Genomic DNA, 23131 nt, shown 5'->3' with positions numbered 1-23131 from the left:
TGCCAACGGCATGGCCAGGGAGCCGCTGAACAGCACCCCTGAAGAAATGGCCCGGCTCAGGACGAAACCGTCCCGAGCCCGGAACCGATGCATACCCCCAAGGGGATTCGAACCCCTGTCGCCTCCGTGAAAGGGAGGTGTCCTAGGCCTCTAGACGATGGGGGCGAGGCCACAGCCGGCTTGGCGCCGATCTGATGTGCTGGACGCTACGGGCCGGAGGGACCCTTCGTCAAGGAAGGCCCTCGGCGGTGGGCCGGCCGGGGAGGGAGCGGTCCGGTTCCGGGGAGCTCTGGCCGGTCCAGACCGGCACGGTGAAGTTGAAGCAGGCGCCCTCGCCGGGTTCGGACACCACCCAGATGCGGCCCCCGTGCACCTCGGCGATGCGGCGGCACACCGACAGGCCCACGCCGAAGCCGGAGGTGGTGCCGGAGGTCTGGGGCAGCCGCACCCGGTCCTGGAAGATGCGGTGCTGCTCCTCGCGGGGAATCCCCGGCCCGCTGTCGCAGATGCTCACCTGCACCCACTGGCTGGTGCGGTGCATGAGGCTGAGGCTCACCTTGCCGCCGTCGGGGGTGAACTTGAGGGCATTTTCCAGCAGGTTGAGGAACACCTGCCGCATGCGCCGCTGGTCGGCATGGACGTCGGGCAGGTCGGCGGGGATGTCGGTGACCAGCTGCAGGCCCCGGCCCACCCAGAGTTTCTCCAGCTCGAGGATGGCCTCGGCCGCCACCTGGCTGAGATCCAGGCGCTGGGGGTTGAACAGGGCCTCCCAACGGGTGGTGCCCACCTCCAGCAGGTCCCTGGAGAGGGCCTCGATGTCGTCGAGCCGGCGGTTGAGCACGTCGCGGAAGCGGCTCTCGTCGATCTGGCCCAGGGCATGGCTCTGCAGGGCCAGCTTGGCGGCGGTGAGGGGGGTGCGCAGCTCGTGGGCCACCATGCGCAGCAGCCGTTCCTGGACGCCCAGCCGCTCGATCAGGGTTTCGTTCTCCTGACGCAGCACCAGCAGCTGGTCCTCGAGCTGCACCTCCCTCTGGCTGCGGCTGCCATCCATCTCCGCCGGCCGCAGGCTCAGCCCCAGGGTGGTGACCACCTCCATCTGCTGCCAGCGGGGCAGCCAGATGCGCAGCTGCTGGGCCAGGGTGTTGCCGGCGAAGACCTGCTTGGGCAGGGGATCGAGCTTGATCAGGGCCGGGGTGGCCACCAGGCGGTGCAGTTCGAGCAGCTCGGGATGGTCGGCCGGATCGGCCACCTGGAGGGACACCTTGCAGGTGCAGTCCTCCGATTGCAGGAAGGCCAGCAGGGCCCGCAGGTCAGCGGAGGCCATGTGATGGCGGGCCGCCACCAGCAGCAGCTTGAGCGGTTTCTGGGCCTCACCGGTGGCGGTGCCGGCCTCGGCCACCGCCGACGGCGACGACGACATGGGCGGGAAATCGGGCTCCCCCAGGACCGGCAACGGCAGGAATGCGGCAATGCACCCAACCTTATGGGGTTTTGGGCAGAACCCGGAAACGTCGCTAGGACTTCAGGAATCGCGCCCCTGTGCCCGGATGGGCCAGCCATGACCACACCGACCCATCCCGGTCTCACCAGGGAAACGCCCGTGCAGAGCCGCATCCGCCTCGACACCAGCGTGAGGCGCTGGTTCGCCCGCAACCTGGGGCTCTGGCGATCGCGCCGCACCTACTTCTTCACCAAGGACGACGAGGTGCTGCGGGTGGACATGAACCTCCGCATCGAGGTCCACGGCGAGCTGGTGGACGGGGATGAGGGCTACCGGTTCACCTGGTGGGCGGAGGGACATCAGCCCTTCTTCGAGACCAAACCCGACTACCGGCCCGAGGGCACGATGGAGGCCTGGCTGTGTGGTCACCAGCTGCGGCGCAGCTGCGGCTATCTGGCGGGGGCCCCCACGGTCAGCCAGATCCGCCAGATCGATGAGCACACCATGGCCTTCCAGTCCCACTACGACGACTGGGACGTCCTCGAGCAGATCCGCCTGGTGGATGGGGACAACTACCGCTCCCGGTCGATCCACACCTGGCGTCACGGCAGTCTCGAGCTGGTGGAGCTCCACCACGAGATCCGGCTGGAGGCGGCGGGAGAGCCGATCGGTTAATCGCTGTCAGGGCCGGGGCCCCGCCGGCTGGGCCGCCTCGCGGAGCGGTCTCTGCGGCGGGTGTGGCGGCTGCTGCGATGCAGCACGATGGTGGTTCATGAATCCCTACCCCTTGTCTCACCTGCTCCGCCGCTCCCGGCCGCTGCTGGCCCCCCTGGTCGCCATGCCGCTGCTGCTGGCACCTCTGGCGGCGCACGCCGCCCCCGCCACCCCCGCCGAGATGGGGCTTTACACCCGCATCGGCGCCGTCAACGTCTGCATCTCCCGCGCCGCCGGCATCGACTTCGAGAAATCGGTGGGCATCGCCGGCGAAACCATCGCCCAGCTGATCCTCGGCCAGCACAAGGGCGAGATCCAGCAGGTGGGCACCAAGGCCCTCACCATCGAGGAGCTGCGCCGCGGCGCCATCAACTCGGCCGTGCTCGGAGCCGCCGAGATCTGCCCCAAGGAGGTGCCGGCCGACGTGATGAAGAAGGTTCAGGACGCCATCAAGCAGCAGGGCGCCGCCCGGCCTGGGGCACCAGCTCCTGCGACCCCGGCGGCCCCCAGGTAAGCCCCTGATGGCCGTCGTCCACCTCGCCGACTACCGTCCGGCGCCCTACCTGCTGGAGCGCACCGACCTGACGGTGCGCCTGTTCGCCGACCATGCCCTGGTGGAGGCGCGGCTGGCGTTCCTGCCCAGGCCCGGCGCCCCGGAGGCGCCGGAAGGGCCGGTGGAACCGCTGGAGCTCCGCGGGGTGGATCTGGAGCTGCGGGCCCTGGCGATCGATGGCGTGCCCCTGCCCCCCGAGGCGTATCGGCTGGAGGACGACCGCCTGTTGGTGCTGCAGCCGCCCCGGCGGCCGTTCGTGCTCACCAGCACGGTGTGGCTTGATCCGCGGGCCAACACCAGCCTCGAGGGGCTCTACGTGAGCGGCGGGATGGTCACCACCCAGTGCGAGGCGGAGGGCTTCCGCCGCATCACCTATCACCCGGATCGTCCCGACCTGCTCAGCCGCTTCCTAGTGCGGATCGAGGCCGACCGTGCCAGCTGCCCGGTGCTGCTCTCCAACGGCAACGGCATCGAGGCCGGCGACCTGCCGAGCGGGCCCGATGGTGCCGCGCGCCATTACGCCGTCTGGGACGATCCCTTCCCCAAGCCCTCCTATCTGTTCGCCCTGGTGGCGGGCCGGCTGGAGGAGGTGCGCGACACGTTCGTGACCGCCGATGGGCGCACCGTGCAGCTGCGCCTGCACGTGGAGCCGGGCGATGCCCCCTACACCGCCCACGCCATGGCCTCCCTGAAGCGGGCGATGGAGTGGGACGAGCGCGTCTATGGCCTGGCCTACGACCTCGACGAGTACAACATCGTCGCCGTGCGCCACTTCAACATGGGCGCGATGGAGAACAAGAGCCTCAACATCTTCAACTCCAAGCTGGTGCTCGCCGACGCCGCCACGGCCACCGATGGCGAGTTGGAGCGGATCGAGAGTGTGATCGCCCACGAATACTTCCACAACTGGACAGGCAACCGCATCACCTGCCGCGACTGGTTCCAGCTGTCGCTGAAGGAGGGGCTCACCGTCTTCCGGGATCAGAGCTTCTCGGCCGATCTGCATGGCCATGCGCTCAACCGGATCGAGAACGTGGCGATGCTGCGCAACACCCAGTTCCGGGAGGATGCGGGTCCGACGGCCCATCCGGTGCAGCCGGATCAGTATCAGGCGATCGACAACTTCTACACCACCACGATCTACGAAAAGGGATCGGAGGTGATCCGGGTGCTGCACACCCTGCTGGGGGAGGAGACCTTCCAGCGGGGCATGGCGCTGTACGTGGAGCGCCACGACGGCACCGCCGCCACCTGCGAGGACTTCGTGCAGGCGATGCAGGATGCCGCCGGCGAGCTGGACGACAGCTGCCGCCTGCCGCCCTTCGATTTCGTGCAGTTCCGCCGCTGGTACCACCAGGCGGGCACGCCGGTGCTGCAGGTGCGGCGCCGCTGGAACAAGGCCGCCGGGACCCTGGAGCTGTTCGTGCGCCAGTCCACCCCCGCCACCTCGGGCCAGCCCCACAAGCAACCCCTGGTGATCCCCCTGGCCGTGGGCCTGGTGGGCCAGGCCGGCCAGCCCCTGCCGATGCGGCTGGTGGCCGAGGACCCCGACCACGGTGCGGCGCCTCTGATGGGCCGCCGCTGGGGGGCGGGCACGCGGCTGCTGCTGATCGATCAGGAGGAGCAGGTCTTCCGCTTCGAGGGGCTGCCGGCCCAGGCGCCGCCGCCGGCCCTCTCCCTGCTGCGCCAGTTCTCGGCGCCGGTGAAGGTGGCCCTGGGGCGGCCCTCCAGTGAGCTGGTGCATCTGCTGGCCGCCGACAGCGACCCCTTCGCCCGCTGGGATGCGGGCCAGGTGCTGCTGCGCCGCGCCCTGCTGCGCCGGGCCGCCGGCCGGGTGGATGGGGTGCTGGAGGACGCCTTGATCGACGCCTTCGGGCGGATCCTGGCCGACCCCTCCCTTTCAGAGGCCAGCCGCAGCGTGCTGCTGTCCCTGCCGGGGCTGGCCGAACTGGAGGATGGGGCGCCGGAGCCCGATCCACCGGCCCTGTTCGCCGCCCTGCAGGCCCTGCGCCGCCGCTTCGGCGAGGCCCTGGCCGAGCCCCTGGAGCGGGCCCTGGAGCGGGTCAGCGAGCAGTGGGCCCTGGCGTGGCCCGAGGGGGTGGGCGACCGGATGCTGACGGGCTCGATCTGGAGCTGGCGGGTGGCCGCGGGTGATGCGGCGGCGATCGCGGCGGCCCGCGCGGCGGTGGACGGCCCGTCGATGACCCTGGCCCGGGCGGGCCTGCGGGCGCTGCAGGACCATCCCATCGCGGCCCGCCAGGAGGCGGTGGACGCCTTCTACGCCCGCTGGGAAGACAAACCCGTGATCCTCGATTCCTGGTTCGCCCTGGAGGCGTCCGCCCCCTTCGCTGACGGCCTGGAGCGGGTGCAGCGGCTGCTCGACCATCCGCGCTTCGATCCGGCCGCGCCCAACGCGGTGCGGGCGGTGCTGGGGGGATTGGCGGGCAACCCACCGGTGTTCCATGCCGCCGACGGCAGCGGCTACCGCTTCATGGCCGACCAGATCGTCGCCCTCGACCAGCGCAACCCGATCACGGCCTCGCGCATGGCCAAGGTGTTCAGCCGCTGGCAGAGCTACGGCCCCGGACGGCGCGAGCGGATGCGGGAAGCCCTCGAGGGGCTGGCGGCGGCCGAGCTCTCCACCAACACCCGCGAGGTGGTGGGCCAGTGCCTCGGTACACCCACTGGGGACGCCTAGCGGCCGCCGAACACCTCGCGGTTGAGGCGGCGGAAGGCGGCCTGGCGGGCGGCGGCCCCCTCGGGGCCGGCGTACTGACCCCAGAGCCCCTCCCAGTAGAAGAAGATCACGCCGTGGCCGCGGGCGGCGGAGAGGCGCACCTTCTGCTCAAGGGTGGCCATGTCGGGGGTGCGGCCGCCGAAACCGGAGAGGATGCCGATCTCCACCGGCATGCCCCAGCGGCGGGCCTTGACCAGCGCCGGCTGGTCGAGGTCGCGGGCGAAGCCCTTCACCGAATAGGCGTAGTTCTGCACGATCAGGTCGTCGACCAGTTCGCCCAGGGCCCAGAGCTCCCAGTCCTGCAGCCAGTGGTTGTAGGCGAAGCGGAAGGGGCCCGGCGAGAGGCTGATCACCGTGCGCCGCGGACCGCCCGCCTCCTGCATCGTGCTCCGCAGTTCCCGCAGCAGGGCGGTGAGCTGCTGGCGGCGCCACTTCATCCAGTAGCGGTCGTTGAAGTTGGCGGGCGGCTCCCGGCCGGTGTCCGCCACGTAGAGGGCGCGGGTGTAGGGGTCGTAGCCCAGCTCCACCGGCCAGGCGAAGTGGTCGTCGAGCTGGATGCCGTCGACGCCGCAGCGCTGGACGATCTCCTTGATCAGGCCGATGAAGCGGGCCCGCACCCCCGGGTGGGCCGGATTCAGCCACACCCGCAGATCCTTGAGCGGGGAGGTCTTGAGGTTGGCGCCATGCATGGCGTAGAGGGCACTGCCATCGGCGCGACGCAGCACCCACTCCGGATTCTTCTGGACGACCTCGGCATCGCCGGGCTCCATCAGGCCGTATTCGAACCAGGGGATCACCTGCATGCCGCGGCGATGGGCGGCCTTGGTGAAGCGGCAGATGGGGTCGAGGCCGGGGTTGGAGCGGGCCAGGGCCGGCTCCAGCGGCGCCCAGCGGCTGCGGTGGAAGGTGGCGCCCCGGCTCCAGACGTTGGGGTAGAGGGTGTTGAAGCCGGCGGCGTCGAGCTGGGCGACGGCGGTCTCGATGCGTGCGGCGTCGTAGTAGAGGGGGCTGGGGCTGTTGGTGAGCCACACCCCGACGCGGCGCTCGAACCCCTTGGGCAGGCGGCTTTGGGCGTCGGCCGGCCGAGGGGCCCCCACGGTGAGGGCCAGCAGGGCCGTGACGAGCACGGTGAGGGGCACCGGCAGGTGGCGCTTGAGATGGGCGAAGCGTTTCAGGGGCACCCGACGGGCCGGTGCAGCGGGAGCCTCCATGGTGGTGCCGCTCAGCGGAACATCGAGCTGACCGAGCTCTCCTGGTGGATGCGCCAGATCGTTTCACCGAGCATGTTGGCGATCGAGAGCACCCGCAGCTGGGGGAAGTGCAGATCGGGGGGCAGGGGGATGCTGTTGGTCACCACCACCTCCTCGAACAGGCCCGGGGTGGAAAGACGCTCAACGGCGGGGGGGGAGAAGACGGCGTGGGTGGCGCAGGCCAGCACCCGTGCCGCCCCCCGGGCCCGCAGCAGCTGGGCGCCCTGGAAGATGGTGCCGCCGGTGTCGATCATGTCGTCGATCAGGATCGCCGTCTTGCCGACCACGTCACCGATCACGGTGAGGCTCTCGGCCACGTTGTGGCCGGAGCGGCGCTTGTCGATGATGGCCAGGGGCGCATCCTTCATCTGCTTGGCGAAGGCCCGGGCCCGGGCCACACCCCCCACGTCGGGGGACACCACCACCACTTCACCCAGGTCCCGGGTGGAGAGGTAGTCGACCAGGACGGGGGAGCCGTAGATGTGGTCGCAGGGGATGTCGAAGTAGCCCTGGATCTGGGAGGAGTGCAGGTCCATGGCCAGCACCCGCTCGACGCCGGACTTGACCAGCAGGTTGGCCACCAGCTTGGCGGTGATCGATTCGCGGCCGGCCGTCTTGCGGTCGGCCCGGGCGTAGCCGTAGTAGGGGATGACCGCCGTGATCTGGCGCGCCGAGGCCCGCCGGCAGGCATCCACCATGATCAGCAGCTCCATCAGGTGATCGTTCACCGGAGCGCAGGTGGGCTGGATCAGGAAGACGTCGCAGCCGCGGATCGACTCCTGGATCTGGATGTAGAGCTCGCCGTCGGCGAAACGCTTGATCACCCTCGGGCCGTCGGGCACGCCGAGATAGGCGCCGATCTCGCGGGCCAGATCGGGGTTGGCATTGCCGCAGAACAACCGCAACCGGCGAGGGTCGTGGCTGGTGAGGGGCGGCTGCCCGCTCTGCTCCACCCGTTCAGCGGTCGAGAAAGTGGACAAGGGCGCAGGCGGCGTTGCTTCGCAGCACGATGGTAGAAGCGAGCCGGCCCGGACAGTGCAAACAACCATGTCGGTTTCAGGGTTCGGCGCGGAGCCGAAAGGCGGCCTGCTGCTGGTGGGCCTGGGGAGGCAACGGGAGCTGGAGGGCCTGGCGGCGGTGGCGGCGCGGCTGGCCGCCGCCGAGGGGGTGGCCCTGAGGGAGCTGGCCGGCGCCGCCGATCCCGATTCCGGCCTGGCGGCCCTGAGCGCGGCGGCGACGGGCCCGTGGCTGGCCGCCCTGCCCGTCGATGCGGGCCTGCCACTGGAGCGGGGCGGCAGCTGGGCCGAGGCCCTCGGGGCCTGGCGCCAGCCCTGCCTGCTGGTGCTGCGGGGCGAGCAGATGGACACGGGGCTGCCGGCGGCCGGCACCGCCCTGCTGGAGCACTGGCGGGTGCCCCTGGCCGGGCTGATGCAAGTGGGCGGCGACTGGCAGCCGGCGATGCGTCGCCGCGACGGCCTGCCCTGGCTGGGCTGGCTGCCGGATAGCGGTGGCCAGAGCGGCGCGGAAAGCGAGGAGGCCGGAGCCGCAATGGCGGCGCTGCAGCAGGTGCTGCGGGGCCGCTGGCGGGTGCTGCAGGCGGCCTAGGGGGGTGCGGCCCTCACTCGCCCCGTTCCTCCCCGCCGTTCTCGCCCTCTTCGGCTTCACCGCCGGAGCCGCCCGCCGCAGGGGCCCCGGGCTCCATGGTGACGCCGAGCTCGCGGCAGGTACCGATCGGATCGACGCCCGGTGCCAGGCCGAGGGCCCTGCGCAGGGCATCGATCTGGCCGACCGACTGGAGGTCGATCGTGTTGGCCACCTGCTGGCAGGCGATCGTCTGCAGGGCCCGGCCATCGGGGCGGCCGCAGCCGGCCAGGAGGCCGAGGGCCGCAAGGGCGGCAAGAGAGACGACCCGAGTCATGGGGATGCCGGAGACAACGCCCGCCAACGTAAGGGCGCCAGGCTCACTCCCCCAGGGCTTCGGCCACGGCGCGCTGGAACACCGCCTCCTCGGGGGTGACGCCGGTCCACTGCTCGAAGATCTGCATGGCCAGCTGCACCAGCATCTCGACGCCATCCACCACCGGGCAGCTGTGGCGGCGGGCCGTCGCCAGGAACGGGGTGATGCGGGGGTTGGTGATCACGTCGACCACCAGGCAGGCCGGATCCACCGTGTCCCAGCGGACGGGCACCGGCTCCAGCTCCGGCGCGCAGCCCAGGTGGGTGGCATTCATCAGCAGGGTGGTGCCCGCCGGCACCACCACCTCCCCCTGCCACGGCTGCCACACCGCCGGCACCCCGGAGGCGCGGGTGACGGTGTCCGCCACCTCCTGGCCCTGCTCCTGCCGCCGGGTGATCAGGGTGAGGTGGGCCGCGCCGGCCCAGGCCATCTCCACCGCCATGGCCCGGCCGGCACCGCCGGCCCCGAGCATCACCACCCGCCGGCCCGCCAGGGGCGCCAGCTTCTCGATCGCCTTCACCACCCCCTTGCCGTCGTTGTTGTGGCCGATCAGGCGGCCCGCCTCGATGGTGAGGTAGTTGGCGGCGCCGATGGCCCGCACGTCGTCATCGACGTCATCGAGCAGGGGCAGCACCGCCACCTTGTAGGGCACGGTGATGGCCATGCCGCTGTAGCCCAGGGGCACCAGGGCCCGCACCGCCAGGGCCAGGTCCGCCGTGTTGGCGATGTCGTTCTTCCAGAACTGCCAGCACAGCCCGTGGTGGGCATAGACCGCATCGAACATCCGATCGATCGGGTTTTCCGCCACCGGATGGCCGAGCATGCCGGTCATCTGCTTCTGGGTAGGGATCACGGCAAGCCGGCGGGAGGCCCCAGGCTGGCAGGGGTGGGGCGATGGAGGGGGGATCAGGAGGCCGGGGTGCTGCCGTTGACCCGGCGCAGGCCGGTGAAGCCCATCACCACCGGCGGCTGGATCGGGGTGAGCTGCTGGGCGGTGGCCTCGAGGAAAGCGACAAGGATCGTGATCAGCAGGATGTAGTGACGCAGGGAAGGATCCGAGGGGCCTTGGGACGAGGACAGCTGGATCGATCAGCGCGAGCCGGCTCACCAGGGCCACCTTGGCGCCGAGGAAACCCAGGGGGCGATCGGGAAGGAACAGCCCGTCGCATTTGTCCGCCGCCAGGGCTCAGCCGACATCGCACTGACCCTCCAGCCGTCGATGCAGGTAGGCCTGGAGCTCCGGATCACAGGCGTAGACCCAGCAAGCCTTCGTGCCCCGGCTCATCAGGGTGCGGTAGGTGTTGCGAATGATCGCGTCCGCCTTCAGTCGGATCGCCTGGGGCTCGCGTTTCAGACCCACCTTGTAGCCCTTCAGTGACTGATCGGATCGTGCCCTTGCCGTCGGAACCGACACAACCTGGCCATCACGGAATGCCAGATCCGGCCCGATGATCACCCCGATCGTCTCCAACTCCAGCCCCTGGCAGGTGTGGATGCAGCCCACCTCCTCCACCGTTCCCTTTTTCATGATCCACACGCTGCCATCCTTCCTCAAGTTCCAGCGTGCCCTATACTCGTAACGCTCGATCGAGATGTCCCAGGCCTTGGGGTGATACTTCGACGCCCAGTTCCAGCAATAACCGGCCACCATCCGTGCCTGGTTCCCATGATTGGCCTGTCGGATCGACTCGTGCAGGGCCACCGGATCGTCGAACACACGGAAGTCGTAGCTGCCTTGCTCCAGCCGACCGTTCGCTGTGTCGCGGATGCCGAGGGTTTGATCCAGCCAAGCCAGATAGCCATCGGAGCCACTGCAACGGAACTGCGATGGCAGCATGTCACGGTGCAATTCAGCTTCATGGAATTGGCACCATTTCTCGATCTCACCCGTGCTCCCGATATCATCAAAAGTGACGCGCTGATCCTCATCGAGGAAGAACACTGTCAGCTTACTGGCGTGGATGATCTCCTTGATCTGGTTTTCCCCCTCCTTGTCGTAGATGGTCTTGGTCATCAGCCGGTGGCTTTCATCCACGATCAGGGTGTCGTAGAACCCCTCCGGGCACCCCACGAAGCAGGCTGAGCCACAGAAAAGATTGTCGTACTCCCCTTTCGTAAGGGAGCCGGTGAGCTTGGCCCGGTATACATGTCGGGGTGCCATGTTCTTACTGACATAGCGAGCGTTCAGCCCCATCCCAAGCAGCCTGGCCAAGAGGTTCACAGCTACGACCGATTTGCCGGTGCCGGGCCCGCCCTGCACCAACAGCACACAATGCCGCCCTTCCCGGAGCTGACGTGCCAAGGCCAGCGCCTTTTCGAACACCACCTTCTGCTCGTCGATCAGCACGAACTCGGCGTTGCCCTTCAGCATTCGCTCCACTGCGTCGGCGAGCTGCCGGCTCGGCTTGGCCTTCCCATCGCGGATCTGCTCGATCGTGCGACCTCGGTCACCCTCCTCCAGGCAGCGGCGCAGGAAGGCAGCCATGGCAGCATTGTCATGACGTAGGAACAATGGCGCCTGCTCTAGATAGGGTTGGTAACGGGCATCGGTGATGCCGCTGCCGTCTTTGCAGTTGTGCAGGTAAGCGCAGGGGCTAAGGGCAATCTTGTGCTCCACCACCGCCGTGTTGAATCCCCGGAGCAGCGCCCCGTAGCTCATCGCCTGATAGGAGGGATGCGTGGTCTCGCGCGGTCCCTTACCCAGAAAGGTGCGCACTACCCCATCCAGATCGGTGGGTTCCACCGTTTCCCACTGCTTCAGTTCCACGATCACCGCAGCCGGATCTCCAGCCTGGTTGCGCCCTGATAGCAGCAAGTCAATACGCTTGGCGGTGTTGTGGATACGGTATTCGATCGCCACCCCCAACTCTTTGGGGATCGCCTCGAACTGCAGCACGTTGCCCACGCACTGAAGCGAATTCTGCCAGGCGCGAAACTCATTGACAGCCACTTTGTGACCGGTCATGGCGATGTAGCGCTCACGCACCTCCTCTTCGATACGCTGCTCGCGAACGTGCTTGAGGAACTCTTCCCGCGTTTCGAGGTAGATGATCACGTCGGTAAAACGCTCAAAGAAGGCGCATGAGAGGATGCAGGCTCTAGGTTGCTGATGTTGTTGCAGTTCGGTCTCAAGGCAAGCTTGAGCCAAGCAGGATACGAGTTTGCCACCGCCTCATTGACCACCTCGATCGATCGGCGCAGACCCTTGAACTGAAGCTCCGACGTGGGCTTGTCGATCCTGAGCACGAGCACCTTTTCCTCTCACCTGTGAGCACGCTCGCCAGGATATGGGCGAATCGAACTCGTTGGCGTTGCTGGTGACGGGGAGGGACATGGTCAGGGGCGGCGGGGAAGGCCATAGGTCCAGGGGTTTATCAGCTCCAAGCCGATCGCCTCGAAGTTTGCGGGTTTCGGGGTGGCAAGTTGGGCGCATTGGGCATGGGTGGTGGCGGCGATCACGGCATCGGCAGTGGCGATCGGTCTGGCCTGTCGCTCACACCGGCTCACCAGCGCACCCCTCGTGCGAAAGACTAGTGGGGTCTCCCCGGTTGCTGTCGCCATGGCGTCCCTGCGCTGCCACCTGCTGATCGGCCAGCCCGCCAGCGGCAAGACCACCCTCGCCCGGGCCCTGGCGCCCCTGCTGGCCGGCCCCGGCGATCCCCCCGCCCTGGTGCTCTCCACCGACGCGATCCGGGAGGAGGTCTTCGGGGATGCGGCGGTGCAGGGCCCCTGGGTGGACATCCAGCAGCGGCTGCACCAGCGCCTGGTGGAGGCCGTGGCGGCGGGCATCCCGGTGATCGTGGATGCGACCCACGCCCGCCGGGCCTGGCGGCTGGCGATCACCCAGGGCCTCCCACTGCCGGCACCGGTGGAGTGGATCGGCTGGTGGCTGTACACCGATCTGCCCACATCGCTGGCCTGGAACGCCCGGCGCAGCCGGCCGGTGCCGGTGCCGGTGATCCAGGAGATGGCCGCCGCCCTGGCCGATCCCCACTTCGGGCCCTCCCGTGCCGAGGGCTTCGCCGCCCTCTGCACCGTGGTGCCCAGCCACCACAGCGATCTGGAGCCGGTGCTGGCGGCCGAACTGGCCGGACTCGACCGCCGCATCCGCTCGGCCACCAACCGGGAGCGCCAGGTGCAGCGCCACGGCTACTCGCGCCTGCTCGATCTGGAGCGGCTGCTGCACCTGATCCGGCTGCTGAGCACCTGGCCCGACCTGGCGGCCAGCGATCCCGCCGGCGCCGAGGAGCTGACGGCGATCCTCTCCCCCCTGCCGGAGGGCGATCTGGCCGATCGGGCCGCCGCCTTCCTGGGCCGCCTGCACGGCAGCTGCTACGCCGATGCCTCGGCGATCCGGCAGGACCTGGCCTGGCTGGAGGCCAACGGCTTCTGCAGCGCCCTGCCGGCCGCTACACCGATCCAGCTGGCGCCGCTGGCCCGCAGCCGGCCAGGGGCCGTCCATGGCGGCCTGCCGCCGATGGGCGATGGGCCGGTGTTCGTGCGGGTGATGACCCTGCTGCGCCACCTGCTCCAGGTGCCCTTCGACCGGCCGGCCGAGCGCGGCGGCAACCTGCACCAGCACCTGATCGCCGCCACCGAGGCGATCCCGGGGGCCTACCTGCCGGGGGAAACGGCCACCCTGCGCAAGGACCTCGAGAAGATCCTCACCCCCTACGGCTTCCGCAGCCGCAACGACAACGTGCGCCACGGCTACTGCCTCGGCACCGCCGTGCTCTCGCCGCCGCGCCTGCGGGAGCTCCACAACGTGGTGCGCCAGACCGCCGGCCGCCTGGCCGACCCCTCCGCCCAGGACCTGCTCAGCGAACTCGACGAGCGACTGGGCTGGTCCGGCATCAGCGCCGCCGAACTGGCGCCGGTGCGCAGCTACGCCCGCCACACCGTGGTGGACATGGCCCTGGTGCGCCGTGATTCGCTGGCGGCGCCGCGCCGCGCCGAGGCGATCGAGACGGTGATCGTGGAGCACCGCCGCGTGCTCCTGACCCGCTACCCGGGGATGGGCAGCTTCGCCGACAGCCCCAGCGGTGAGCTGCGGGTCTGGCCGCTGCAGCTGATCTTCCACCACGTGGGCTGGTATCTCCTTTTCGAGGAGGACCACCTGGGCCACGACCAGGGGCTGATCCGCAGCGAGCGGCTCGATCGCCTTGCCATGGGCCAGGTCCACGGCGACCTGCGCCGCAGCGCCGACAGCCACGCGGCGGCCCTCAAGCGGCTGGAGCGGCTGCTGCACCACAGCGGCGGCATCTACTTCGGCACCGACCTGGAGCAGCAGCGGCAGATCACCGGCGCCTCGCCCCAGCGCCGCGGCCAGGCGCTGGAGACCCTGCGCTTCCGCTGTGCCCCCTGGGCCTTCGCCTTCATCCGCGAGGGCCTGCAGCGCTATCCGATCGAGCACACCCGCTTCTCCCGGCCGCTCCCGGAGGACACCTGGTGGCACCACCCCAGGGCCCCCCACGTGCTGGAGCCCGGCCCGGCCGGCAGCAGCCACCCCTACCCGGTGGAACTCGACCTGCCCCCCTGGACCGTGGCTGCCGACATCGACCTGCGCAGCTGGCTGTTCGCCTTCGGCGGCGGCATCCGCATCGAGAGCCCCGAGGCCCTGCGCCTGGAGCTGCTGCAGCGCTGCCGCGAGACGATCGAGGCGAACGGCGCCGAGAAATCCCTCCCTAACAGTTTCGGCTTCCGCAGAGGGGGCAGGCCTGATTAGCACCCGGCTTGCATTCGGATCAGCCGTTTAGCCTTTCAGTGAGAGATGCAAAAACAATTCGATTCTGACTGAGCAGCTCTCCATACAACTCACCAAACTGGTCATCGAGAGTGGAAGTGACTTGGCGACCTTCTACGAGGCCTGCGAGCGTGCTCAGCACGAGCTAGCGGCTCTGCCCCCGGCACTCATCAAGCAAGTATCCAGCCAGTACTCGCAAACCGAGTACTCTCCGTTTATTCGGAATCCGAGTGGCCATGGGTGGGGAAGAGGCGGTCATCCGTTCACCGGCCCAGCTGGGGCAGCTGGTGCAGACCCTCAGGCGCCAGCGGAACCTCAGCCAGAGGGAGTTGGCCCAGAGCGCTGGCGGCATCAGCCAGGCGCGGATGTCGGCCCTTGAGCTCCATCCCGAGCGCCTCACCCTGGATCGCCTGCTGCTGATCACCGCCGCCCTCGACCTGGAGCTGGTGGTCCGCCCAAGAACCGCGCCTGCACCAGTGGCGGAGTGGTGATGGGACGACCCAGGCAATCGCGGGAGCTGACGGTCTGGATGAATGGTGAGCAGGTAGGAATCTGGGTACTGCCGGTGCGCAGGTCCCAGGAGTTCCATTACGCCAGGAGTTGGCTGTCGTCCCCGAACCATCGCCCCCTGTCCCTGTCGCTCCAGCCGGTGCCAGCAGCCACCGTGTTGCGGGGCCTTGCGGTGGAGGCCTGGTTCGAGAATCTTCTTCCCGACAGCGCCTCCATCCGCCAGCGCGTGCAGCAGCGCTTCAGGACCGCCAGCACCGGTGCCTTCGATCTCCTGGAGGCTGTTGGTCGTGACTGCGCGGGGGCTGTTCAACTGCTGCCTCCTGGCGAGCAGCCTTCCGGGCTGGATCGCATCGAAGCGGACCCCCTCACAGACAGAGCCATCGGGCACCTGCTGAGGGGTGTCACCGCTCCAACGGCCTCAGCACTGGCCGGGCCATCAGACGAGGAGCTGAGGCTTTCGGTGGCCGGTGCCCAGGAGAAAACGGCGCTGCTGTTCCACGGCGATCGCTGGTGCCGCCCCTTGGGCAGCACCCCCACCAGCCATCTGTTCAAGCTCCCCATGGGTGTAGTGGGAACCGGCCAGATCGATCTCAGCACCTCGGTGGAGAACGAGTGGCTGTGCGGTCGCCTCCTGGAGGCCTACGGTCTTGAGGTGGCCAATGCCCAGATGGCCGCGTTTGATGGTCAGCGCTGCCTGATCGTGGAGCGCTTCGATCGCCGGCTCCATCCCAAGGGGAGCCACTGGCTGCGGCTTCCCACCGAGGACTTCTGCCAGGCCACCGCCACCCCACCCCGATTCAAATACGAAAGCGAAGGGGGCCCTGGCATGGTGGCAATCAGCCAATGGCTCGCCCAATCCGCCACTGCTGAGAAGGATCTGCAAACCTTTTTCTCTGCCCAGGTGCTGTTCTGGATGTTGCGTGCCATCGATGGCCACGCCAAAAACTTCAGCCTCTTTCTGCAGCAGGGAGGCCGCTATCAGCTCACCCCCCTCTACGACGTCCTCTCGGCCTGGCCCGTCATCGGTAAAGGCGCGGGCCTGTATGCCCAGCAAAAGATCCGGATGGCCATGGCCTGGCATGGAACCAAGAGCCGCACCTACAAACCCCTGCAGATTCAGCGGCGTCACCTAACCACCACCGCCTCCCGTCTGGGCCTGGGCGGCCGTGCGAACGACCTGCTGGAGTCCTTGATCGTCAGAACCCCCGGGGTGATCGCAGCTGTCGCCGCCAAGCTCCCAAAGGATTTCCCGGCTGCCGTTGCAGAGCCGATCTTTGAAGGGCTGCAGGCCTCCGCGACTCAGCTCAGCCATCAGCCATAAGAAGCCCTCACCAGCAGGGATTGCAGGGCCACGAAACCAGGCTCAGGATCCAGGAGAGCCATGACAACGCCCACCGATTCGCACCCACAAGCTCAAGAGGCTTGCCGTGTTGGCCAATCTGTCACCCGTCATCGACACGTTGCTGATGCACACCTTCAACGCCAAATCTCACACCCGCAGCGTCACCCGGCTCAGCAGGGTGCTGGCGCCGGTGGCGATGAACTGCACCCCGATCGCCAGGGTGAACAGGCCCATCACCTTGATCAGCACCGTCATCCCCACATGGCCCAACAGCCGGGTGAGGCGGGTGGCGAAGGTGAACATCAGGCCGATCAGGATCGCCATCGCCCAGATCGCCGCGAACAGCTCGAGGCGGTGGTTGAGGGTGTGGGCGCCTTCGGCATACACCGTGATCGTCGACATCGTGCCGGCGCCGGTGGTGAGGGGCAGGGAGATCGGCACGATCGCCGAGGAGGTCATCTGCCCCACATCCATGCGCGACACATCGAGGTTCTTCTCGTGGGAATCGCCCGGATCGGTGGCATTCAGCATGCTCAGACCGCTGAAGCCCAGCAGCAGGCCGCCGGCGATCTGGAAGGCACTGACGCTGATGCCGAAGAACTGGAGCACCGCCGTGCCCAGGAAATAGGCGCCCAGCATGATCAGCAGGCTGGACAAGGTGGTGATCCGGATCACCCGTCGCACCTGGCTGGCGGGCACCCCCTGGCTCAGGGTGAGGAACGGCCCGATGGCAGGGAAGTTGTTGGCCACGGCGAACAGCCCCAGCAGGTAGTGCTGGAAGGTGCTCGGCACCAGGAACTCGGGAGTGACGGCCATGGTGGCCAGTATCGCTACGGGGCCACCGGCTCCTTCCAGAGCGGCGGGGTCGCACTGGCCTCCAGCTGGCGCAGGCCCTTGTGCTTCTCCTCGGCGGGCTTCAGCGGCAGGCTGGCGAACTGCACCGGCTTGCTGCCATCCAGCCCGGCCGCCAGCAGGCTGAGGGTCTCTCCCGGCGTCAGGTTGGTCTGCACCTTCGGCTGCAGCTGGTTCACCAGGAACGGCAGCTTGGCCAGCCGCTCCGGCTGCAGCATCCGCTCCCGCAGGCTGTTGGCCACCAGCTGCTGGTTGCTGCGGCGGCCGGTGTCGCCCAGCCAGGTGTCGCGGAAGCGCACCAGCTGCTCGACCTTGTTGCCCCCCAGCTGCTGCAGCCCGGCCTGCAGGTCGATGGTCAGCTTCTGGGTCTGATCGGTGTAGCTCATCCGCCGCGGCGGGCTCAGTTCCAGACCCCCCAGCCCGTTGACCAGGTCCCTCAGCGCCCCCCGGGAGAGCACCAGGTAGCGGTCGGGGGCGGGGGGCTGGAGCCCCACCAGCTCGCGCACCGCATCGGCGGTGAGCGCCACACCCCCGAGGCGGAAGGCCTCACCCAGGCGCTTGGGGCCCTTCTGCCCGGGCAGGTTCACGGCCACTTCGGTGGGCAGGTTGAGCACCTGCAGGGGCCCCTCCGGGTTGACGCGCACCAGCAGCAGGGCATCGGCGTTGGCCGGCCCGGCGGGGGCGGCTTTGTTGATCGGCGCGCCGACCGTCTCGGCATCGCTGCCGATCACCAGCAGGGTGATGGCCCGCGCCGGCGGGGCGGCCAGGCTGGCGGGGCCCACCTCGGGGGTGGGCGCCAGAGCCCGGTCGGGCATCGGCCAGAGCAGCCCCAGGACGCCCATCCCCACCACGGCGCCGGCGGCGGTGACGCCGAGGCTCTTGAGCAGCCGCCCGGTGGCCAGGCGCCGCTTCGGAGCCGGGGCCTTCGGGGTCCCGGTGCCGGGGGCTTCGGTTGGGCGGGGCTTCCGGCGGGCGGGCATCGGGGCCGAAACGGAGGGGAGCTGCAGGCACTCTCGCGCAGGCGACGCCGCGGGCCGGCGGCATGGGAGCGCAACGACGGATAGCTTGAGCGTCGAGCTCCTGCGCCCACCACCGCTTGTCCTCCGTTCCTTCACCGGCGCCGTCGTCCCTGGCGCCGCACGATCGAGCCCGACCCCTGGCCAAGGGCAGCCCCAAACCCGCCAAGGATCTCTGCAGCGACTGCGGCCTCTGCGACAGCCGCTGGGTGGCCTACGTGCGCCGGGCCTGCGCCTTCCTCGAGCAGCGCTTCGAGGCCATGGAGGAACAGGCCCACGGCCGCAGCCGCCGCCTCGACGACGAGGACGAGCTCTACTTCGGTGTCCACCAGCGCATGGTCACCGCCCGGCTGCGCCAGCCGATCGAGGGGGCCCAGTGGACCGGCATCGTCAGCCGCATCGGCGTGCGGGCCCTGGAGAGCGGCTTGGTGGATGCGGTGCTGTGCGTGCAGCAGAGCGAGGACGACCGCTTCACCCCGGTGCCGGTGCTGGCCCGCACCCCGGAGGAGGTGCTGGCGGCGCGGGTGAACAAACCCACCCTCTCCCCCAACCTGGAGGTGCTCGAGCAGTTGCCGGGCAGCGGCATCGAGCGGCTGCTGGCCATCGGGGTGGGCTGCCAGATCCAGGCCCTGCGGGCCGTGCAGGCCACCCTGCCCCTGCAGAAGCTCTACGTGCTCGGCCTGCCCTGCGTCGACAACGTCAGCCGGGACGGGCTGCAGACCTTCCTGGAGAGCGCCAGCCGCTCCCCCGACACGGTGGTGCACTACGAGTTCATGCAGGACTTCCGCATCCACTTCCGCCACAGCGACGGCCAGGAGGAGATGGTGCCCTTCTTCGGCCTCGACACGCCCGCCCTCAAGGACGTGTTCGCCCCCAGCTGCCTGAGCTGCTTCGACTACACCAACGCCGGCGCCGATCTGGTGGTGGGCTACATGGGCGCCACGTTCGGCCGCCAGTGGGTCACCGTGCGCAACCCCCTCGGCCAGGAGCTGCTGGATCTGGTGGAGCCGGAGCTGGATCTGGCGCCGGTGACCAGCTCCGGCGATCGCCGCCAGGCGGTGCAGCAGGGCATCGACGCCTACGAGAAGGCCCTCAGACTCCCCATGTGGCTGGCGGAGCTGGTGGGGGTGTTCGTGCAGCGCTTCGGGCCCAAGGGGCTCGAGTACGGCCGCTTCTCGATCGATTCCCACTTCACGCGCAATGCCCTCTGGCTGCAGCGCCACCACCCGGAGAAGGTCGACGCCCACATCCCGGCCTTCGCCCGCCGGATCGTGGACCGCTATCGCCTGCCGAAACCGTGAGCAGCGACCCCCGGGCCTGCGGCGTACTGCTCCACCCCACGGCCCTGCCGGGCACCCGGGCCTGCGGCAGCTTCGGCGCCGCCGCCCGCGACTGGATCGACCTGCTGGCCGCCGAGGGGGTGGGGGTGTGGCAACTGCTGCCCCTGGCCCCCACTGACGGCACCGGCTCCCCCTACAGCTCCCCCAGCGGCTCGGCCCTCAACCCCTGGCTGATCGATGCCGACGACCTGGTGGCCGAGGGCCTGATCACCGCCGCCGACCGGGACGCCCTGCCCCTGGGAGCTGAGGATCGCCTCGATCCGGCCATCGCCGGCGAGCGCGCGGCCGCCATCGCCGCAGCCCTGGCCCGGGGCTGGGCCGGGCAGCCGCCGGAGCGCCGGGCGGCCTTCGATCGCTGGGAGGAGCGCCAGCGCTTCTGGCTGGTCGACCACTGCCGCTTCATGGTGATCCGCCGCCTCCAGGGGGGGCGGCCCTGGTGGGAATGGCCGGAGCCCCTGGCCCGGCGCCAGGCCCCCGCCCTGCGGGCCCTGGTCGACGCCCAGAGCCAGGCCCTGCAGGAGGAGGCTCTGCTGCAGTGGCAGCTCCAGGTCCAGTGGGGCCGGCTGCAGGAGCGGGCCCATCGCCAGGGGGTGCGCCTGGTGGGTGATCTGCCCTTCTACGTGGCCCACGACAGCGCCGATGTCTGGAGCCACCGGCGCCTGTTCTCCCTTCGGGCCGACGGCGGCCTGGTGGAGCAGAGCGGCGTGCCGCCGGACTACTTCTCCACCACCGGCCAGCTCTGGGGCACCCCCGTCTACCGCTGGTGGGTGCATCGCCTCACCGGCTTCCGCTGGTGGCTGCAGCGGCTGAGGCGGCAGCTGGAGCTGATGGATCTGCTGCGGCTCGACCACTTCCGGGCCCTGGAGGCCTACTGGAGCGTCCCCGGCGCCGATGCCACCGCCGAGCACGGCTCCTGGCGTCCCTCCCCCGGCGCCGCCCTGCTGGGCGGCCTGCGGTCCCGCTGCCGCCGCCAGGGACGGCTGCTCCCCGGCGGCCGGCTGCCGCTGATCGCCGAAGACCTCGGCGTCATCACCCCGGCGGTGGAGGCCCTGCGCGACCGCTTCGCCCTGCCGGGCATGAAGATCCTGCAGTTCGCCTTCGACGGCAACGACGACAACCCTTACCTGCCGGCGAACTACAGCGGCAGCCGCTGGGTGGTGTACACCGGCACCCACGACAACGCCACCAGCCTCGGCTGGTGGCAGAATCTCGACGACGGGGCCCGGGGTCGGGTGGCGGCGGTGGTGGGGGGTGAGGTGCGGGCGCCGAGCTGGCAGCTGCTGGAGGTGGCGCTGGCCTCGCCGGCCGATCTGGCGGTGGTGCCGCTGCAGGACCTGCTGGAGCTGGGAGACGAGGCTCGCTTCAACACCCCCGGCACCATTGACGGCAACTGGAGCTGGCGGCTCTCGCAGCCGGTGTCGGCGCTGGCCGGGCCCCTGCAGGGCTTCGGGGCCATGGCGGCCCGCTATGGCCGGGGGCGCGGGGCGGCGGCCGGAGCCGGGGGCGGGTAGAGGAACTGGGCCTGGCCCTGGGGCGTGGCCCCCACAGCGCCGGGATCGGCGGCCCCCGCGGGCGCCAGCGGCTGGCCGTTCCAGCGCACGGACCCGGCCGGCGGGGCCGGCTCGAGCCGCAGGCTGAAGGGGGGCAGCACCGGCAGGCTGAGGCTGCCCTGCACCGCCGGCAGCTGGGTTTCGACGCCCCGGTCGCTGCGCAGCGACAGCCGGGTGGGCCGGGCCAGCTCGAGGCGCAGCAGGCCGAGGGCGAGATCGGGCCGGTTCTGGCTGGTCTCGCGGCGCAGCCGCTGGAGCCCCTGGCCGGCGGCGGCCTTGCCCAGGGGCCGCAGGTCGGGGTAGGCGCCCAGGATGGCCCGGTCCGCATCCTCCAGATCCGCCCGGTCGCTCTGCTCGGCACTGAGGGGCGGGATCGGCCGCAGCACATGCAGCCCCTGGGCGGCCAGCTGGCGCTGCTGCAGGTTGAGCCCGTAGATCAGACCGCCGCACAGCACCGCATAAAGCACGGTGCCCTGCCAGGTGGTGAAGACGTCGATCGAGCCCGGGGTGAAGCGCAGCAGGACCGTGTCCCGCCGCCGGCCGTGCTGGCGGTCCTGCTCCGGCGGCAGCACGCCGTCGAGGCTGCCGCGGGGCAGCTCCAGGTGCTGCTCCAGCAGGGGCAGCATCGTTCGCAGGTAGGCCGCCTCCGGCAGCCGGTCCCGCCAACCCCGCTCCAGGGCCTCGAGCACGGCGGTGCTGATGCGGGTGTCGAGGGCGAGCTGGCGCAGGCCGAGGCCGCGGCTCTCGCGGGCCTCCCGCAGCTGCTGGCCGGCGACCAGCAGGGGATCCAGGGGCCGCTCCTCAACGGCCGGACGCAGCGGGCGGCGCTGGCCCGGCAAGCGTTCGCGCAGGCGCTGGAGCAGGGGCTTGGCCGGAGTGGGCAAGGAAGGGGGGCTCAGGGAGCGACGGCCAGGGGGCCCCATTCTCCCGGTTCGACCCTGCGCCAGGCCCCTTCCGCCAGATCCCCCAGCTGTACAGGGCCGATGGCGATCCGGCTGAGGTCGAGCACCGGATGGCCGAGGATCTCGGCGGTGCGCCGGATCTGGCGGTTGCGGCCCTCCCGCAGCACCAGCTCCAGCAGGGTGGCGCCGCGGTGGTGGCGCAGCCGCCGCAGCTCCACCGGCAGGCTGGGCAGGCCGTCGAGGGGCACGCCGGCCCGCCAGCGCTCCAGGGTGGCCGTGCGGGGCAGCCCCTCCACCCAGACCCGGTAGGTCTTGCGGTGGCCGTAGCGGGGATGGGTGAGGCGCAGGGTGAGCGCGCCATCGGTGCTGAGCAGCAGGGCGCCGCGGCTGTCGGCGTCGAGGCGGCCCACCGGATGCAGTCCGGGGCGCAGCTCGGGCGGCAGCAGCTCCAGCACAGTGGGGCGGCCGTGGGGGTCATGGCAGGTGCTGAGCACCCCGGCCGGCTTGTTGAGCAGCAGCGTCAGGGTGGTGCTGGGCAGTTCCAGGGGCCGGCCGTCGACACTGATCCGGTCGCTGGCGGGGTCGGCCCGATCCCCGAGCTGGGCCAACGCGCCGTTGACCCGCACCCGGCCGTCGCGCAGCCAGATCTCCGCCTGGCGGCGGGAGCAGAGCCCAGCGGCCGCCACGAGTTTCTGAAGTCTGTCGGCGCCCATGCCCCCATTCTGGGGACCGCTCCAGGTCGGAGCGAGTCCGCAAAGTGATGGTAGATTTACGAAACCAAACGGTTTCGTAACAAGGGACGATGCCTTCGATCACCGTCACGGCTTCCTCCGCGTCCTTGCTGGTCCCCACCGGCGATTCGCTGCGTTCCTACCTGCGCGACATCGGCCGGGTGCCGTTGCTCAGCCACGAGCAGGAGATCACCCTGGGCCGCCAGGTGCAGGACCTGATGGCCCTCGAGGAGATTCGCGAGGAGCTCACCCTGCGCTCCGGTGGTGAGGAGCCCAGCCCCGAGCTGCTCGCCGCCGAGGCGGGGCTCACCCCGGCCCTGCTGCGCAAGCGCCTGCACGCCGGCCGCCGCGCCAAGGAGCGGATGGTGGCCGCCAACCTGCGCCTGGTGGTCAGCGTCGCCAAGAAGTACACCAAGCGGAACATGGAACTCCTGGACCTGATCCAGGAGGGCACCATCGGCCTGGTGCGGGGTGTCGAGAAGTTCGATCCCAC

At 69.8% G+C, this 23131-nt stretch carries 20 protein-coding genes and 1 tRNA gene; 10 read left to right on the top strand and 11 right to left on the bottom strand.

Features of this window, described 5'->3' with window-relative positions:
• Nucleotides 1-92: 92 nt before the first annotated feature.
• Nucleotides 93-165, bottom strand: a tRNA-Glu gene (locus tag H6G99_RS00105).
• A 64-nt stretch (nucleotides 166-229) separates the two neighbouring features.
• Nucleotides 230-1420 carry a histidine kinase gene (locus tag H6G99_RS00100; RefSeq protein ID WP_199296887.1) on the bottom strand — a complete coding sequence of 397 codons (1191 nt, stop codon included), beginning with the start codon at nucleotides 1418-1420 and terminating at the stop codon, nucleotides 230-232.
• Between the two features lie 138 nt (nucleotides 1421-1558).
• Between H6G99_RS00100 and H6G99_RS00095 the strand changes: the two genes are divergently transcribed.
• The 3 genes from H6G99_RS00095 (at nucleotide 1559) to pepN (ending at nucleotide 5406) form a co-directional block, all read left to right on the top strand.
• Complete coding sequence (locus tag H6G99_RS00095; RefSeq protein ID WP_190609240.1) at nucleotides 1559-2116, top strand: hypothetical protein; 558 nt, start codon at nucleotides 1559-1561, stop codon at nucleotides 2114-2116.
• 112 nt (nucleotides 2117-2228) lie between these two features.
• A complete protein-coding gene (locus H6G99_RS00090) occupies nucleotides 2229-2669 on the top strand; it encodes a DUF8650 domain-containing protein (RefSeq protein ID WP_233133985.1) in 441 nt (146 codons plus the stop codon).
• 7 nt (nucleotides 2670-2676) lie between these two features.
• Nucleotides 2677-5406: an aminopeptidase N gene (pepN, locus tag H6G99_RS00085; RefSeq protein ID WP_190609239.1), complete on the top strand. Its 2730-nt coding sequence runs from the start codon at nucleotides 2677-2679 to the stop codon at nucleotides 5404-5406.
• Here the strand turns inward: pepN and H6G99_RS00080 are convergent.
• Both H6G99_RS00080 and H6G99_RS00075 read right to left on the bottom strand, forming a co-directional pair.
• Entirely contained in the window at nucleotides 5403-6656 is a 1254-nt protein-coding gene (locus H6G99_RS00080; protein ID WP_190609238.1) for a glycoside hydrolase family 10-like protein, read from the bottom strand. The genes pepN and H6G99_RS00080 overlap by 4 nt on opposite strands.
• 11 nt (nucleotides 6657-6667) lie before the next feature.
• Complete coding sequence (locus H6G99_RS00075) at nucleotides 6668-7675, bottom strand: ribose-phosphate pyrophosphokinase (RefSeq protein WP_190609237.1); 1008 nt, start codon at nucleotides 7673-7675, stop codon at nucleotides 6668-6670.
• A gap of 67 nt (nucleotides 7676-7742) precedes the next feature.
• On the opposite strand from H6G99_RS00075, the gene H6G99_RS00070 reads away from it, so the two are divergent.
• Nucleotides 7743-8300, top strand: coding sequence for a hypothetical protein (locus H6G99_RS00070; RefSeq protein ID WP_190609236.1), 558 nt, complete (start codon nucleotides 7743-7745; stop codon nucleotides 8298-8300).
• 13 nt (nucleotides 8301-8313) lie between these two features.
• Here the strand turns inward: H6G99_RS00070 and H6G99_RS00065 are convergent, their stop codons facing one another.
• The 3 genes from H6G99_RS00065 to H6G99_RS16500 all read right to left on the bottom strand — a co-directional run bounded on the left by H6G99_RS00065 (nucleotide 8314) and on the right by H6G99_RS16500 (nucleotide 11707).
• Nucleotides 8314-8613 carry a hypothetical protein gene (locus H6G99_RS00065; RefSeq protein ID WP_190609235.1) on the bottom strand — a complete coding sequence of 100 codons (300 nt, stop codon included), beginning with the start codon at nucleotides 8611-8613 and terminating at the stop codon, nucleotides 8314-8316.
• A gap of 43 nt (nucleotides 8614-8656) precedes the next feature.
• A complete protein-coding gene (locus H6G99_RS00060; RefSeq protein ID WP_353617124.1) occupies nucleotides 8657-9505 on the bottom strand; it encodes a shikimate dehydrogenase family protein in 849 nt (282 codons plus the stop codon).
• Nucleotides 9506-9838: 333 nt separating this feature from the next.
• Nucleotides 9839-11707: a DNA/RNA helicase domain-containing protein gene (locus tag H6G99_RS16500; RefSeq protein ID WP_190609234.1), complete on the bottom strand. Its 1869-nt coding sequence runs from the start codon at nucleotides 11705-11707 to the stop codon at nucleotides 9839-9841.
• Nucleotides 11708-12211: 504 nt separating this feature from the next.
• On the opposite strand from H6G99_RS16500, the gene H6G99_RS00050 reads away from it, so the two are divergent.
• The 3 genes from H6G99_RS00050 (at nucleotide 12212) to H6G99_RS00040 (ending at nucleotide 16226) form a co-directional block, all read left to right on the top strand.
• Nucleotides 12212-14377 (top strand): AAA family ATPase, encoded by a 2166-nt coding sequence (locus tag H6G99_RS00050; protein WP_190609233.1) that lies wholly within the window; start codon nucleotides 12212-12214, stop codon nucleotides 14375-14377.
• A 254-nt stretch (nucleotides 14378-14631) separates the two neighbouring features.
• Complete coding sequence (locus H6G99_RS00045) at nucleotides 14632-14886, top strand: XRE family transcriptional regulator (protein ID WP_094586083.1); 255 nt, start codon at nucleotides 14632-14634, stop codon at nucleotides 14884-14886.
• The gene (locus H6G99_RS00040) at nucleotides 14886-16226 is read left to right on the top strand and encodes a type II toxin-antitoxin system HipA family toxin (protein WP_190609232.1); all 1341 of its coding nucleotides are present in this window, start codon (nucleotides 14886-14888) and stop codon (nucleotides 16224-16226) included. The genes H6G99_RS00045 and H6G99_RS00040 overlap by 1 nt, the downstream gene beginning before the upstream one ends.
• A 168-nt stretch (nucleotides 16227-16394) precedes the next feature.
• On the opposite strand, the gene H6G99_RS00035 is transcribed toward H6G99_RS00040, so the two are convergent.
• A complete protein-coding gene (locus H6G99_RS00035; protein ID WP_190609231.1) occupies nucleotides 16395-17063 on the bottom strand; it encodes a MarC family protein in 669 nt (222 codons plus the stop codon).
• Nucleotides 17064-17077: 14 nt separating this feature from the next.
• Complete coding sequence (locus tag H6G99_RS00030; RefSeq protein WP_190609230.1) at nucleotides 17078-18079, bottom strand: LCP family protein; 1002 nt, start codon at nucleotides 18077-18079, stop codon at nucleotides 17078-17080.
• A gap of 116 nt (nucleotides 18080-18195) precedes the next feature.
• Between H6G99_RS00030 and H6G99_RS00025 the strand changes: the two genes are divergently transcribed.
• Together H6G99_RS00025 and malQ are read left to right on the top strand one after the other, a co-directional pair.
• Nucleotides 18196-19416 carry a Coenzyme F420 hydrogenase/dehydrogenase, beta subunit C-terminal domain gene (locus H6G99_RS00025; RefSeq protein ID WP_190609229.1) on the top strand — a complete coding sequence of 407 codons (1221 nt, stop codon included), beginning with the start codon at nucleotides 18196-18198 and terminating at the stop codon, nucleotides 19414-19416.
• Complete coding sequence (gene malQ / locus H6G99_RS00020; protein ID WP_190609228.1) at nucleotides 19413-20966, top strand: 4-alpha-glucanotransferase; 1554 nt, start codon at nucleotides 19413-19415, stop codon at nucleotides 20964-20966. The genes H6G99_RS00025 and malQ overlap by 4 nt, the downstream gene beginning before the upstream one ends.
• On the opposite strand, the gene H6G99_RS00015 is transcribed toward malQ, so the two are convergent.
• Together H6G99_RS00015 and H6G99_RS00010 are read right to left on the bottom strand one after the other, a co-directional pair.
• Nucleotides 20921-21889 carry a helix-turn-helix domain-containing protein gene (locus H6G99_RS00015; protein WP_094586089.1) on the bottom strand — a complete coding sequence of 323 codons (969 nt, stop codon included), beginning with the start codon at nucleotides 21887-21889 and terminating at the stop codon, nucleotides 20921-20923. The genes malQ and H6G99_RS00015 overlap by 46 nt on opposite strands.
• 11 nt (nucleotides 21890-21900) lie before the next feature.
• Nucleotides 21901-22620, bottom strand: a complete 720-nt coding sequence (locus H6G99_RS00010) for a pseudouridine synthase (RefSeq protein ID WP_190609227.1) — start codon at nucleotides 22618-22620, stop codon at nucleotides 21901-21903.
• 89 nt (nucleotides 22621-22709) lie between these two features.
• Between H6G99_RS00010 and H6G99_RS00005 the strand changes: the two genes are divergently transcribed.
• The coding region (locus tag H6G99_RS00005; protein WP_286190911.1) for a sigma-70 factor domain-containing protein at nucleotides 22710-23131 on the top strand (422 nt) is incomplete at its 3' end.

Origin of the sequence: Synechococcus sp. FACHB-909, from assembly GCF_014698945.1 — a bacterium.
Classification (GTDB): domain Bacteria; phylum Cyanobacteriota; class Cyanobacteriia; order PCC-6307; family Cyanobiaceae; genus Cyanobium.
Note: the sequence above shows the minus strand (reverse complement) of the source record. Positions and strands in the feature narration are given on the sequence as shown.

Bases quoted from the DNA above. Each gene is read 5' to 3' on its own strand.
- H6G99_RS00100 (WP_199296887.1), bottom strand. From the start codon at position 1,420: ATGTCGTCGTCGCCGTCGGCGGTGGCCGAGGCCGGCACCGCCACCGGT.
- H6G99_RS00095 (WP_190609240.1), top strand. From the start codon at position 1,559: ATGACCACACCGACCCATCCCGGTCTCACCAGGGAAACGCCCGTGCAG.
- pepN (WP_190609239.1), top strand. From the start codon at position 2,677: ATGGCCGTCGTCCACCTCGCCGACTACCGTCCGGCGCCCTACCTGCTG.
- H6G99_RS00080 (WP_190609238.1), bottom strand. From the start codon at position 6,656: ATGGAGGCTCCCGCTGCACCGGCCCGTCGGGTGCCCCTGAAACGCTTC.
- H6G99_RS00070 (WP_190609236.1), top strand. From the start codon at position 7,743: ATGTCGGTTTCAGGGTTCGGCGCGGAGCCGAAAGGCGGCCTGCTGCTG.
- H6G99_RS00065 (WP_190609235.1), bottom strand. From the start codon at position 8,613: ATGACTCGGGTCGTCTCTCTTGCCGCCCTTGCGGCCCTCGGCCTCCTG.
- H6G99_RS00050 (WP_190609233.1), top strand. From the start codon at position 12,212: ATGGCGTCCCTGCGCTGCCACCTGCTGATCGGCCAGCCCGCCAGCGGC.
- H6G99_RS00045 (WP_094586083.1), top strand. From the start codon at position 14,632: ATGGGTGGGGAAGAGGCGGTCATCCGTTCACCGGCCCAGCTGGGGCAG.
- H6G99_RS00040 (WP_190609232.1), top strand. From the start codon at position 14,886: ATGGGACGACCCAGGCAATCGCGGGAGCTGACGGTCTGGATGAATGGT.
- H6G99_RS00035 (WP_190609231.1), bottom strand. From the start codon at position 17,063: ATGGCCGTCACTCCCGAGTTCCTGGTGCCGAGCACCTTCCAGCACTAC.
- H6G99_RS00030 (WP_190609230.1), bottom strand. From the start codon at position 18,079: ATGCCCGCCCGCCGGAAGCCCCGCCCAACCGAAGCCCCCGGCACCGGG.
- H6G99_RS00010 (WP_190609227.1), bottom strand. From the start codon at position 22,620: ATGGGCGCCGACAGACTTCAGAAACTCGTGGCGGCCGCTGGGCTCTGC.